Annotated in this window: 4 protein-coding genes and 1 pseudogene; 1 reads left to right on the top strand and 4 read right to left on the bottom strand. The window is 56.6% G+C overall.

Annotated features, from left to right (window positions below; genetic code table 11):
• The first annotated feature begins 11 nt into the window (after nt 1-11).
• Complete coding sequence (locus ACM6IN_RS04385; RefSeq protein WP_414915483.1) at nt 12-1,343, top strand: DUF58 domain-containing protein; 1,332 nt, start codon at nt 12-14, stop codon at nt 1,341-1,343.
• Here ACM6IN_RS04385 and ACM6IN_RS04380 read toward each other — a convergent pair whose 3' ends face one another.
• The 4 genes and pseudogenes from ACM6IN_RS04380 to ACM6IN_RS04365 all read right to left on the bottom strand — a co-directional run.
• Nucleotides 1,344-5,384 (bottom strand): hypothetical protein, encoded by a 4,041-nt coding sequence (locus tag ACM6IN_RS04380; RefSeq protein ID WP_414915482.1) that lies wholly within the window; start codon nt 5,382-5,384, stop codon nt 1,344-1,346.
• The gene (locus tag ACM6IN_RS04375) at nt 5,377-9,498 is read right to left on the bottom strand and encodes a neuraminidase-like domain-containing protein (RefSeq protein WP_414915481.1); all 4,122 of its coding nucleotides are present in this window, start codon (nt 9,496-9,498) and stop codon (nt 5,377-5,379) included. Before ACM6IN_RS04375 ends, ACM6IN_RS04380 begins: the two co-directional genes overlap by 8 nt.
• Nucleotides 9,495-13,226, bottom strand: a complete 3,732-nt coding sequence (locus ACM6IN_RS04370) for a Tc toxin subunit A (protein ID WP_414915480.1) — start codon at nt 13,224-13,226, stop codon at nt 9,495-9,497. Before ACM6IN_RS04370 ends, ACM6IN_RS04375 begins: the two co-directional genes overlap by 4 nt.
• A 144-nt stretch (nt 13,227-13,370) precedes the next feature.
• Nucleotides 13,371-13,653 (bottom strand): annotated as a pseudogene (locus ACM6IN_RS04365) (hypothetical protein); the annotation flags it as partial.

Genomic DNA, 13,653 nt, shown 5'->3' with positions numbered 1-13,653 from the left:
GGAGTAAAGGCATGAAACCGTCGAAACTGCTATTGATCTGGCTGGCCTTGCTGCTGGCCATCGGTATTGTGCTGGGCACATTGCGCGCACTGGAGATCGAAACTCCAGCGAGCCTGGTATCGATCAATTGGGGGTTGCTGCTGGCGCTGTTGGCTCTGGCGGCGCTGGATGCGCTACGCCTGCAACGTCTGCCAACACCGCGCATCACACGGCAGATGCCCGGCAGTCTGGCACTCGGTCGCTGGAGTGAGGTGCGCCTGGAAATCGAACATGACTTCAGCGAACCGATACACATTGAACTGTTCGACCACCCGCCAGAAGGTTTGAGTTTCGAAAACCTGCCGCTGGCGATTGAACTGCAACCCGGCCAGCGCAGCCTGCTCGGCTATCGTCTGCGCCCACTCAAGCGTGGTCATTTCAGCTTCGCCCACTGCGAAATCAGTCTGCCCAGCCCCTTGGGTTTGTGGTCAGGCAAACGCCTGCTCAACGTCAGCGACCAGACCCGCGTCTACCCCGACTTCGCCCGACTCTATGGCGGTGAGTTGCTGGCGGTGGACAACTGGCTCAGCCAGCTCGGCGTACGCCAGCGGCAACGTCGCGGTCAGGGCCTGGAATTCCATCAACTGCGCGAATTTCGTGAAGGCGACAGCCTGCGCCAGATCGACTGGAAAGCCACCGCGCGCCAGCGCACGCCGATTGCCCGGGAATATCAGGACGAACGTGACCAGCAAATCATCTTCCTGCTCGATTGCGGCCGCCGCATGCGCAGCCAGGACGATGAGCTGTCGCACTTTGACCATGCGCTCAATGCCTGTCTGCTACTCAGTTATGTGGCGCTGCGTCAGGGCGATGCGGTGGGTTTGAATACCTTCGCCTGCGATCAGCCACGCCATCTCGCGCCGGTCAAAGGCAGCGGGCAACTGAACGTGCTGCTCAACACGGTTTATGACCTCGACAGCACGCAGCGCCCCGCCGACTTTCAGGCCGCCGCCAATCAGTTGCTGAGCCGCCAGAAACGCCGGGCACTGGTGGTGCTGGTGACCAACCTGCGCGATGAAGACGATGAGGAACTGCTGAGTGCGGTCAAACGCCTGAGCGCACAGCATCGGGTGCTGGTCGCCAGTCTGCGCGAAGAAACGCTGGATACGTTACGTCAGACCACGGTGCAAACATTGCCCGAGGCGTTGGCTTACTGCGGCACGGTGAACTACATGAATGAGCGGGCAGAACTCCATGAGCGATTGAGCGCTCATGGCGTTCCGGTGTTGGATGTCCGGCCCGCGGAATTGGGGGCCGAACTGGTGACGCTGTATCTGAGCTGGAAAAGAAGTGCGGCGCTTTGATCATGTCTGGATCCGTACTTGCACAGATCCGCTGCTCGAGGTCCCGTCAGGATTTTCGACTTTGACCTCAAGGGAAACGGTTTCCGACAGATCCATCACCCTCCAGGAGGTTTCGTATTTACCGCTGCCATTTGTACTGGACTCAATGAATGGCCTCCCGTTAATGGAGACAAGAATTTTCCTTTTCTGTATCGGCTCTCCAGAAGCCTTGTCTACGATCAACGCAGTCATGGTTACCCAGTCGTTCACGAAAGCCGGATCCGGCGAGGCGACAACGGACTTCACAGCCGCTGGACGTTCATTGACAGTCAACCACAGCGCTTTCACGTCCCAGCCAGCCAAGCTGCCATTTACCGACGCCCACAACGAAGCCTCACCTGCTGTGCCCAAGACAAAGCGCACTGTTGCCATCCCATCGGTACCCGTCAGCGTTGCCGGTAAAGATGTGGTGTCGTATTCCCACATCACTTCGACATTGGCCAAAGGCTCGCCGGTAATGGCTGAAACCACCAACGCCTGAGCTGAAATTTCTTGCCCCGGATAACCGGTCAAAACATCACTGAACAGTTCCTTGATCTGTCGAGGCTCATGCAAGAAATACGGCAATGAAATCGATTCCGAATACTGCGTGTCCCCCACCGTCGCGGTCAGTTGCGCCGCTCCGGGAGTCTTGGGCACAAAGCGGATCCACGCCTCGCCGTAGAAGTTGGTGGTCGTCGTCACCTCGCCAAGATCCGGAGCGCGCCAGACAACATTCATCCCCGCCATCGGCCTGCCGCTGACAGCCGAAACAAGGGTGATCCGCTCGGACACAGCCTCGCCCCAGTACAGCGTCTGGCTAAGCCGCGAACGCTCGGCAATCTTCACCACTTGCGCGCCTTCACCCACCGAGATTGCATTGACAGGTGACCATCGAGCCAGGCTTTCGCAGGCCAGAAACAAGCCGAAACTGCCGTTACGCTTGTCATCGACCATGAAGGAATCGGTGAATCCCGCCTCGCGGCTGAAGGTCCGTGGCAAACCGAGTACTGGTTGAGTAAAACGAATACCGAGTGCCTCAGGCCCGGTGCCGACCATGCCCAGCATCAACCTTTTACCGGACAAGAAGGTGTCTTCCGGAGCAGTTATATCGATTCTATGGGTCTGTTTGCGACGCGCAAAACCGGTGTCCTGGCCGAAAGGCTGTGCAGTCCCGTCGTCCATACTGAACTGCAATTGAACCCACGGATCGTCGGCCAGCGAACAGACCGCCATCGAACGTGTATCTGTAACATTGTCATACGGACTGCTGACAGACACCTCAACCGTCGCCGATCCGCCTGTGGTTGCCCAATGCGCAAAGCCTGCCCAGCCATCGTCAGCAGTCACATGTTCTTCAGAGTGACCATCAACCTTCCACTGCGTTGGTACTTGAACCATGGCATCTTCCGAGAAGTCCGAACGGACCTTCGCCCACATCCATGCCGGATCCTGACCCACGATCGGAAAAACAGCAGACTCACGCACGGTTTCAATGCTGAGTTTGTTGTGGCCCAAGTGCAGCGTGCTTGAATCGGTTCGGCCCCCAAGCCCCACAATAAAATTAACTCTAAAACTTCCGGCAACCCGACTCGCCAAACAATTCAATGTCCAAGTCATGCCACTTTCATCAATAACATTGGTGCTCTTTGGAGGAGGGTCGAGGACGATGCCCAATTCTGATGCTGGAGTTCCGCTCCATTGCAAATCCATCGTAAGACCCACAAGGGCACTCAGCGCATGAGTTCTAAAAATATACCGGTGCACAGCGCCCAGGCAGGGATACAGCGACTGACCTCGTTCGGGGCTCATTTGATCCAGAACAAGCGTGAACTCATCGTTAATATCCGGTGAAACCAAGCGCCCGAGCAACTCTCGATCTTCCAGTGAATCGGTCAACAACCGCAGTCCGAACATACTGCTGCGGCTCTTGGCGTATTCAGAACTCAGAGTCCAGATCAGCGGTTCATCTGCCCGCAACTCCCTGGGTTCGTCAAGCTCACTCACCGCCAGCCCGATGTCTGGTTCGTCAACGCCCCATGCCAGCGTGATTTCCTGGCCGATAAGAGGACTGCCGGCAAGGGCAGTGACCTCCAGGGAATGGGTGAGACCTCGTTTGCAGGCAACCCCTAGATCTCGTTCGATCGGACCACGATCAAATGTTATGTTGACCTTGTCTTTCCAAGAACTCCTGGCAATCGCGGTCACGCTAAATTCGCACTCATGCGACTCGGCCGATTCATGCGCTCGGACCGTCGCGGTGATCGCGTGAATCCCGGGTTCTCTGGTGTAAAACTTCAGGCTCCCCCAACCACCGTTTCCCGTCTGGCTGCGCAAAATGCCGTCGTCGGTTTGCCACTCGATCTTCGCACCGATCACCGGCTCGCCGTCGCCCTGATCGGTGACATGCACCACTTGCAAGCGCAGGTAGGCACTTTCCTGCTCTTCCACCACCGGACTATTCTCGGCCTGGCGTACCTCTTTGATCCTGATCCTGTTGCGCGCCAGCGACATGCGCTTTCTGGGCGACGGCAACAACAGCTTCGAGCAGACCAGTGACAATTCGAACATCCCGTCGCGCCGGTCATCACAACTCAGACTCCACGAGGCAGTGCCCTCACCATCGATCGGCATGGGCACTGCCGTTTCCAGAGGCGGACTGACCACGACACCCAGTTGCTCATGCCTGTCACCGTGCCAGTGCAGATAGAAGTCGCTGCCTCGCAGAGGACTGTTGGCCGCCAGCATTACATCAATGGAATGGGTAGAACCCCGGTTCGGATAACTGTTATCAATCCAGTCCCTGATTTCGTTATTCTCACAGACAGTCATCTGTGCCCACGGATCCTCTCCCAGTACCCGCACGTCAAACGTCTGAGTCCACACACCCTGCTCGTAATAAAGGCTGACCACAGAGGCTTCGATAACGAAGTCCCCTGCTGCCTTCGCCTCATAACAGAAGTAGGCCCAACCTTGTTCATCAGTAACGGCCGCCGCCAACACCCCCCGCTCGGCGGTCGCCCAGTTAACCGTAAGCCCGGCAAATGGCTGGCCGGTATAATACGACGCCACTTGCACCCCCAAACGGACACTTTGCTCAATCAATGGGTAGTAGGCGGCCTCGACCACCTCACGAAAAATCAGTCGGTGATGCCCCAGCGATACAGGGATCTCGTAGGCCTGCGCGGTGTAACGGTTACGCAAGCTCAGGGTGAGTTCGTATTCCTGATCATCGATCAGCGGGCAATCGAGCGTCCATGGCTCGTTCAGGCATTGCAGGGTGTCCCAAGCAGGCGTCGCGACAATCGCGCCCTGCGGGTTATTGTCGATGCTCCATGCAACCTGGGTACCGTCCCAAGGGTTATTAGGCACAGGTACAAAACCGAGTACGTGGGGCGTGATCAATGCGTCGCTGCCAAAAGCTGCGAAGCTGCTGGCGCCCTGACACAGGTACATTTTGCGCAAGGGCAGGAACGACATGCCGTCCAGCTCAATTTCCTGCAACTCAAGTGGCGCGAGTTTTAACTCGACTTTGACGCGTGTAACCCAGAGTTCGCCAAATGGACTCGAAGACTCTGTCGAGCTGTATATTTCGATGCGCAGTGGCTTTGAACTTGAGATGGGCGATGTCAGTTCTACCTCATGCAGGGTCGGACTGAATCGCCTCTCTGACCCTGATCCGAAACCCTCGCGCTGTGTCTGATCAGGTTTACCGGCGGGCTTGAGTTCGATGCAGTAGTGGTTGATTCCATCCTGAGAAATCTTCACCCAGCCTGATTGGCCGAAACTGCTTTCCCATAGAAAACTCAGCCAATAAGCACCATTGCCATCGGGGTCTCTGGGAAGTGTGACGTCCTGAGTAACACCCGCGCCCTTCGGCGCTTTAATGTGCTTGACAGGCGTGTTGTCGTAATACGCCGTGCCTATGGCAACGGTCCCCGTCCTTGCCCAATATTCGAACCTTTCTTCGAAATCACCGTTGCACACCAGGTTTTCATTCACCTGAACAATAGGATCATTCATGACTGCGCACTCCCTTGCCCTTGCCGGCCCGGCTCTTTTGCGCTGCATTGACCAACTCCTTCACCGAATCGGTAAACGACTGATCTCCGTTCTTGCTCGTATAGCGAATGCGCAAGATGCAATCGTTCATCGAGCGCAGCATGGCCTCCTGCGGCGGTTCTTTGTGCCATGGCCATTTCAGCTCCCAGGTGGACACCACACCGGTACCTTCAAATGGATAGAGCAAACCTTCATCTGGCTTCGCCGCCGTCATGCCGTTGTCGGCAATACCCACAGACAGGGCGATCTGCTGGCCCGGACGCAAGTTGAACAGCACATCGGAAGGGGCCACTGCCTCAGGATCCGGATTGTGCAAGTACTGCACTGACTGCAGCGAAGCCCGGCTGGCCGTCATGCTGCCGACCTGCAGCAAGGTCGCGCGCACGTCCTCGAATGGGCCCGTCAGCACTGCAAAGTCCATTTCCACCGAACTGAGCTGCCGACAGTAATGTCCCGGATAATCCCGATCGAACAGCAATTGGGTGAGGTTGAACACCAGCGAGCCGGTCGCCAGCAATTGCTCCAATGCAGCCTCCCAACTACCAATGCCCTGAGGGTCAATTGCATCATTGAACAGGCGACGCAAGGAAATGGTTTTCACCAACTCCAGCCGTCGCTCGGTACGTCGCAAGTACTCATGCTCCATACGCAACAGGTGCGCGCGCAGATGTTCGCTGGCGGTCAAACCATGGCGTTGATCCTGCCAGACCTGCGGCAAGGGAATATGTGAATCGTAATCGCCGGTTTCGGCATTCATCGCCGCTTGCGCGCTGAGGCACAGACTGACCACCGCGTCGTAAGCCTGATAGTGCACGGCTTTGAGCTGGCCCAGCATCCAGCCGAACAATTCGGCATTGGTCGCGCGCTTTTTCAGATAGTTGTACATCGTCAACGCCTGAGCGTTAGCTCGCAGCGTTTGCGCCAGGTTGGTTCGGGCCGCATCAACCGCATGGTTCTGCGCGACAATTTGCGCATCGATGGCCGCGATTTCTGCCAGCGCCTGATCGCGTTGCAGTCCCCATTCATTGCGGCGACGGCGATAACCTTCGGTGGTGGCTTGCTTGTCTGCATCGATCTGCAACATCGACGAAGCGATTTCCAGGCCAAAGCAGATGGCATCCGTAACTTTATCGACCCGAAAACCACCGTTCGCCATACCGAAGATATTGGGAAAGGTCGCAGATACCGCGCCTATCGGTTTGAGGATTTTGGCAGCCAGCGCCAGCTCTTTGGACTGGTCCAGGTTTGCCATGACCTGATATTCGACAGCCGACACGTTTTCGTCATAGCGGGCTGCGTAAGCATCAGCCCGTTCCCGGGCCACTGCCCGGCTCTGCTCAAGCGCCGTCATGCTCGCTTCCAACTGAGCGATGGATTGCTCCTGCACGGTTTTGGCGTAGTTGCCCAACTCAACCAGATGGTTTTGCTGCAGTTCTTCCTGCTCGGCACGATCACGCCGCTCAAGCAGATTGAGTACCTGGCTGCTGTAATCCTGCAAGGCCTGCACCGCACGCAAGGCAACCTCGAAGATCACGCGCCAGCGAAACGCAATCACCACCAGCCGTCCGCCCATTGGTCTGGCGCCACCGACACCACCTGCGGCCAGAGCGCGCAGCAATTGGTTCGGGTCAGTCGGTGGGTTGAACAACGGCAGGAGCATGGGCTTGCCATCAATTGTCAGGTTGTTGCGCAAGTTGTTCATGCGGTACTGCGGCTGGTTGAACCAAGTGAACAACTCATCATTGATCGGTGCCCTGAACGGCGGACACCCCAACATGCCCAGCATGGGAGCCGTATCAGAGCCGGCCGGAACATCTGCCAGGCTGTAATTCAATGTCTGCTCGAACGTTTCCAGTGCCGTACGCGTGCAACTTTGCGCCAGAAGTTTCCCCAGCGTCGCGGTCTGCCACAAGTTCACCGATTGAGTCACAGGCGGTTTGCCCATCAATGATCCTGCTTGCACATAGCACAGCTTTGCCGCCACCAGGCTTTCGCGGGTCAGTTGGCGGTAATGCCAGTCCCCCCAGGCCATGAGGTTCTTCACATACTCGATGAACATCAGCAACCTCAAATGCACAGGTGCCGAATATCCAATCGCATCCGGGTCGGCGGGCGCCACGGCTTCACAGCCGACATTGCCCAGATCGTTGATCAACGGTCGGCAGCGCCAGTAACTGGGTTGTTCGGGTACCGAACTGCTGTCGGCAGTAGCCCGGGGATCGAAGACGAAATGCAACCACGTCTGTGCTTCGGCAAACCGCTCTTCATCACGCAAGCGTGTCGCGATCAAATGTGGCAAATGGAAAAACAGCTCCCAGAAGAACAGCCCGTTGGCACCGTCGAAAGCGCCATTGCGTTCCTCGAAATCAACACCGGCAGGCGGCGGCTCGGACAGATGCTGGGAGTCCCAATTAATCAGAGTCGCTGGAGAGACAGTGGAGCGTGTAACCAACTCGGGTCCGAACAGCGAATTGAGCCGAACGTATTGCAGCGCCCAGCCAGCGCCCAGTTGAAAGTCGAGGAACTGGGCGGCATCCGTGGTGTTTTTCAGCAGCGTTGGCGCGAGGAAATCCGAGAGATCGCCAATCGTCAGGTCAAACTGTTTACCGCCAAAGCCTTCAGTATCATTCTTTAGAGTGAACCTGACGTTGTTCCAAGCCCCTTTTGGTCGAGTGAAGGTCCCCAAGAACTGCATCGTCCAATCGCCGGCGATTGCAACCTCACTTCTCACAGGTTTAGGGTCGTTAACATTTGCAAGTTCCAACTGCAAGGTAAACGCAGTCTTCTCGATGCCTGGTAACCCTGTTGACCTGCAAAAGCCCTCAACCGTCAGCACGTCGTTGTCATCCACTCGCATGGCGAAGACGTTCAGCCCCAGAAAAGCGGCCATGGAGCCTGACGGCGACTCGGTGGACACCACCTTAACTTCAAGGCCCAAGGGGTGCTGAACCGTCAAGGCAGAAACAAATCGATCCGTCTTGGCCAGCTCAAGCCAGTTACCACTGTCCCCGGTAACGGGACGCATCAGCACATCGATGATCGCTTTCTCGTTCAAGGCACCCGTGCCGGTTTTACCATTGACCAGCATCACCCCAAGCTTGCCTTTCGGGATCTGAGGGTCGACCCACACAGTTGCAATCAGCCGGGCACTTGCAGAGAGATCCTCATCAAACTCGCGATGGCGTAAATTCAAAGGTGCCGACCACTGACCGTTCTGCCTCATGAAAGCCACATTGATATCCAGCTGATGGGGCACGAATCGGGATCTGTCGTCTGGCAATGGCAGTTCTCCGTCACCCGGAGGATCGGCTTTGATGATCTCGCCGACCTTGTCCCGCCACTCCGCCCAGACCAGACACAGCCGGCCGTTCCAGACCACCGGACGCATGTCCAGCACCCGCCCGGCGGGTTGAATGTCCACCGCTTTCCATTCACTCCACGCCGCCGGGTTGACGGCGCGGCAAGTGGGCGTGATCTCGATTTGCGCCTTGCGCCAGAAATACTGGAACGGCGGCACCCGCTGACGCCCGACAAAATAATAATCGGCGCGCTCAGAGGTTGTGCCGTTCATGTAGCCACTGACGACATCCAGATCGCAGATCTGCTCGAAGGCTTGCAAGTAATCCTGCAGCGCCGCCTGAACCGAATCGGTGCTGAGACGGGCCTGGTTTAGATTGTTTTCAAGGGTCTTGAACAGATCCGTCTTGCGCTGACGCACAAACGGATTGATGTAGTTTTCCGGGTAGAGCGCGATCATCTGCACCGCAGCCCAGTCCGAGTAGTTGTTGTACAGCGCCCAGTTTTCCAGCTGCTCAGGGGGAAACTTGTGGTTCTCGAAACCGGGCTCCATTTTGTTGTACACCGCACTGATATATTGCTGCGCACAACTGATCGCTTCGGCCACCTCCGACGTCTGCACCCGAGCACTGTCCAGCGGATCAATGCGCAGCAGTTCGAACACGTCCTCCGGGGTCCGCAAAGGCGGGTAACGCTCCGCCCTTACTTGCCCGATGCAATACTCAAGCAACGCGGTACGACGTTTTTCCTGCAACAGACCAATATTGTTCGATGTCATGATCCTTGCTCCGTGGAAGAGGTTCCCGCGTCACTGTCGGAAGGCGGTGACGCTTGTTCAAGCGAGTGGCTGCGGCCTTGCGGCAACCCAAACCTGATGGGTTCGAAGACAGTCCCCTTCCCGCTTGCCAGGCTCTGTACACGGACTTCGAATTCACCGCTGAAATCGCTGGTGATATAAACCGTGGTTTTACCGTCCTGATTGGTGAAACCGTGTGCCGGGCGGAGCGTTGGCCTTTTTTCGGGATCGGTTCCGTCTTCCCAGGCCCAGTCCACCAGCATGTTGGCCCCAAGGTTTCCGTACTGGTCCACCATCGTGGCGTAGAGTGTGATTGCCTGACCAAGCGGCACGACGTCCGTTGGCACCGGAGACATGAGCAATGTCGGGAAATTCATGCTGTCGGCGTCGGCAATGACGTTGATGCTCACTGCCCACTCAGGCTCGAGCAGGCTCATGGAAAAATAAAGGCTGTCCGTGCCCAAGACTTTGCCCGGAACATACTCAGCCGTGAGGACTCCTTGAGTATCGGTGATACCCGAACTGATGGTCCCTAGCTCGGAGTGCCAGTCAACAGCAACACCTTTTAACGCTGCGCCCCGGACGTCAGTGAGCGTCATCGTGATGATCGCTTTCTCGCCTGGTTTACCCGCGAAGACTTCTGTAGGCGTTACGGTGCAAGTCATCCTGACTAACTGTTTCAGTTCGCCGGGTATTTGCACGACCGGCACACGCGTCTGGGTCTGACTCAGCAAAGCCAGTTCAGCCGCTTGTGCATAGGCCTCACTGGCATCAGTTGTCTCCGGCAAGGTACCGATCCGCAAAATGGTCTGGGCATCCATACCGGTCTGCATCGACAACTGATAAACGCGCATCAGCAGATCCAGTTGCTCCAGGGTTTTCAACACTTGGGTTTCAGGATCGATATGGCGAACACATTCGCTGACTTCCTGCGCACTCCAGGCAAAGAATTCAGCCAGTTTGATGGCCGCTGCCTGCTGCACCACGCGTAATGCATCGGCGCTGAGCCTGGACGGTAGCGAATGGACTTGACGCAGATAGTCCAGCAATTTCTGCTCCGGCTGTTCACTCAAGCTGAACGCGCGGGTCAGCGTGGTCATTGCGTAAAGAGTGCCCACCGAGAAGATATATTTTTGAGAGGGATCGATGATGGTGAATTGGTCGACCCACATGGCGAATCCATAAGCCAGATAATCCCGGACCAGGGCCGCACTCAAACCAAGCATTGAAACGACTTCGGCGCGCTGGCGCACAACGACCAGCAATTCGAGTAACGAATCCGAAGGTTCGTCGCGCCAGCGCTCCGCCGCTGGCGATTCGAGTGCGGTGCGGTCATACACCTGGCGCAACAGTTGGTACACCGACGCATTGACCCAGCTCAGCACCATGATGGCCAATTCGCCCTCGATGCCGGCGTAGACTGCCAGCGACTCCCTGACCAGCGACACCTGCGCGTCTCTGGCCTGCAGGAGAACAGTCAGCATGATCTCAGCCAAGACGCTGACCTGGGTTTCCTCAATGTCCAGGCCGTTCCTGACGGCCCATTCGAGTTTCTCGCGGGCAAAGACCAAATAATCTTCCGGCGTCAGGTCAGTGGCCAGTATCAGGCCATTGACATCGACAACCGGCGCCAGCCCCTCACTGTCAATCGAGAGTAAATCCAGCCAGTCGCTTTCTCCGGCCGGCGGAATACCGGCCACGAGAAAAGAATTACCGGACAACCGCGCGCTGGGCAGGAGGGCGCCGATCTTGTCGAAGAACTGCTGATCCTGCTCGGAGAACTCGCTTAAACGCAGTGGTGCACTCACGTGCTGCAACATCCACAGCACCGATATGTTGCTTTGCTCGCACCATTGCACACAGGCCTGCATGGCTTCGATCAGGCTCAGCACACCCGGCGTAGCGTCAGTGCGGCTGTCATCAACCGCCACGTCGACAATACGCGGCTTGCCTGCCAGCCCTTCGAGCCAGGTTTCTCCGCCTAGTACACGGAGCATCAACACGCCTTCGACCGGCGTGATATTCAACAGCCGGGGCAGTTTTACCAAACGGTAAAAACTGGAGATGACCGCCGAACTGCGCACCAGATCATCGGTAAGATCATGAGCCTGGGCTATCGCCAACGCCAGATAGTGGTAAGTCTGAAGATCAATGCCCAAACCACCGCATAGCTGGCTGACCGTCAGATTGTCTTGATCCGATGTTGGTATCAGCGCAAACGGTGTGCCGTCGAGTTTCAGCGGCTTGCGATAGTTGTCCTGATTGTTGAAGACCTGATCGAACTGCGACAGTGCATCACCGCGACCGTACAGTGACAGTTCATCGAGAAACACGGCGAAATCCGCTGCCGTGCAGTTGTAGCGTTCACGCAGTCGCTGAAACAGACCCAATGCGTGGATCACGTTTACCGAAATCGCCCACACCTCAGGTTTTTCGGCACCACGTGCTTCAGCCCTGATCGCCGCCACCAACAAGGCGTCAGTCTGCTCAGGAGGCAGATTCAGCCATTTGTCCAGGCGTAACTTGCGGTTGAGCCGATCAAATGTATTCAAGCCTTTTGGGGTATTGGGATTAACGATTATCCGATGAAGATTATTCCCTGACTGCGTGGTGATACCGATAGCGGGGTGAGCGTTATCATTGATGTAAACCGAGCCGGATCGGCCGCCTTCCGGGACGTCGGGTTTACTGGAGTAGTCCACATTGGCCGAACGCCGCGGCGCGTAGTCCCCAACCGAAAAAAGACTTGTAACCTCCTCGGCCACAAGATTTGTACGTTGAGCCAAATAAAATATCTGGTTGAGATTCATATACTCAACGTCTTCGGTGCCAAAGTTCTCCAGATAGAACTGATACATATCCTCGGAATTTTTGTATTCCTCAGTCACCAAACGCTGCTGGTACGGACCAAGCCGAGAGGCATGAGCCAAGGCAGCAGCGGCAAGCCTGGTCAGGGACCCGGAGTGCAAGAAGTTGGGGAATTTCCCGTCAACAATGTTGGCAAAATCCCCCACTGATCGTCCGTTGAAACCCGCAACCCCATCAATCGTGTCCCAATGTTGGTAATACGGCAGCCCATTGGGATAGCGTGCGTTGATCAATGCCTGTTCAATTGGAACCTCCGTGTTCGTAGTGATGAACGCCTGTAGCACGCGTACGATCACGTCGACTGATGGCTCCGGCGCGTTCACCGTTTTACTGTCGACCGTCAAATTCATCAAATCCGTGCGACGCTCATGCAATGGCAGCTTGGTGTCGTCACCAACGGATTCGATCAAGTCGCGAATCAAGCGATACAAGAAGACCAGATACGCCGAAGGCCCGAACATGGACTCCAGAGAATCCGAGGGGCATTTGGCTCCCAATTGCAGATCGAATATTCGCTGCAGTTGCGGCCCGTCAACGATCGACATCAAACCGCTGGACGGTCCTGTCGACCCGAGTTTGTCCCGCTGCGCGTGATGTTCAATAAACCGACGCCGCACATAGGTCGCCAGGCTGTTGGCCCGGCGCAAAAAGCGCCGGGCCTCCTCCTGCTCAAGTCCGTACTCGCCCATCAGCACCGGAAGACCCTTTTCGACCAGAGGGAAAAACGATCCCCCCTGCTCAACGTAACTCCAGAGCTTCGAAAGCCGGTTTTGCACAGTGGACGTTTGCTCACCAAACAGCTGAATGAACAACTGCGCAGCGGGACGGAGTGAATCAGCCATGGTCACTTTCCTTGAGTCGATAACTGGCCTGGACCGCCTGACTGTCGTGTCAGGCGGACCCAGCGTTGCATAAGGATTTAGCGCTTGAACGCAGTCGCTGCCAACTGTCAGAAATGACAGGTTTTATGACCGCTCATCGGAAATTTACAACCGGGTTTTATCCGTCGGCACTGATTCGATTTCAAACCGCTCACTGACGACCCAGTCAGAACCCATCGGATCGCTGTCGCTCGGCTGCAGCTTGAAACGACACCAGTTGCCGCCCAACGGTAGCGTTTGGTCAGACAGGCCTTGCCAGTCAGGGTCGACCTGAATCGACGCTAGCCATGTCTTGTCCGGGTTGAACGGATCGACCAGAACACCGACGCCTTGACGGCCCTTGCCGGCAAACAGCACCGGGTTGCTGACCCAGCGTCCCGGCGCGGGT

Source organism: Pseudomonas sp. IT-P395 (genome assembly GCF_949767675.1).
Classification (GTDB): domain Bacteria; phylum Pseudomonadota; class Gammaproteobacteria; order Pseudomonadales; family Pseudomonadaceae; genus Aquipseudomonas.
This window is presented reverse-complemented; position numbering and strand designations above follow the sequence as displayed.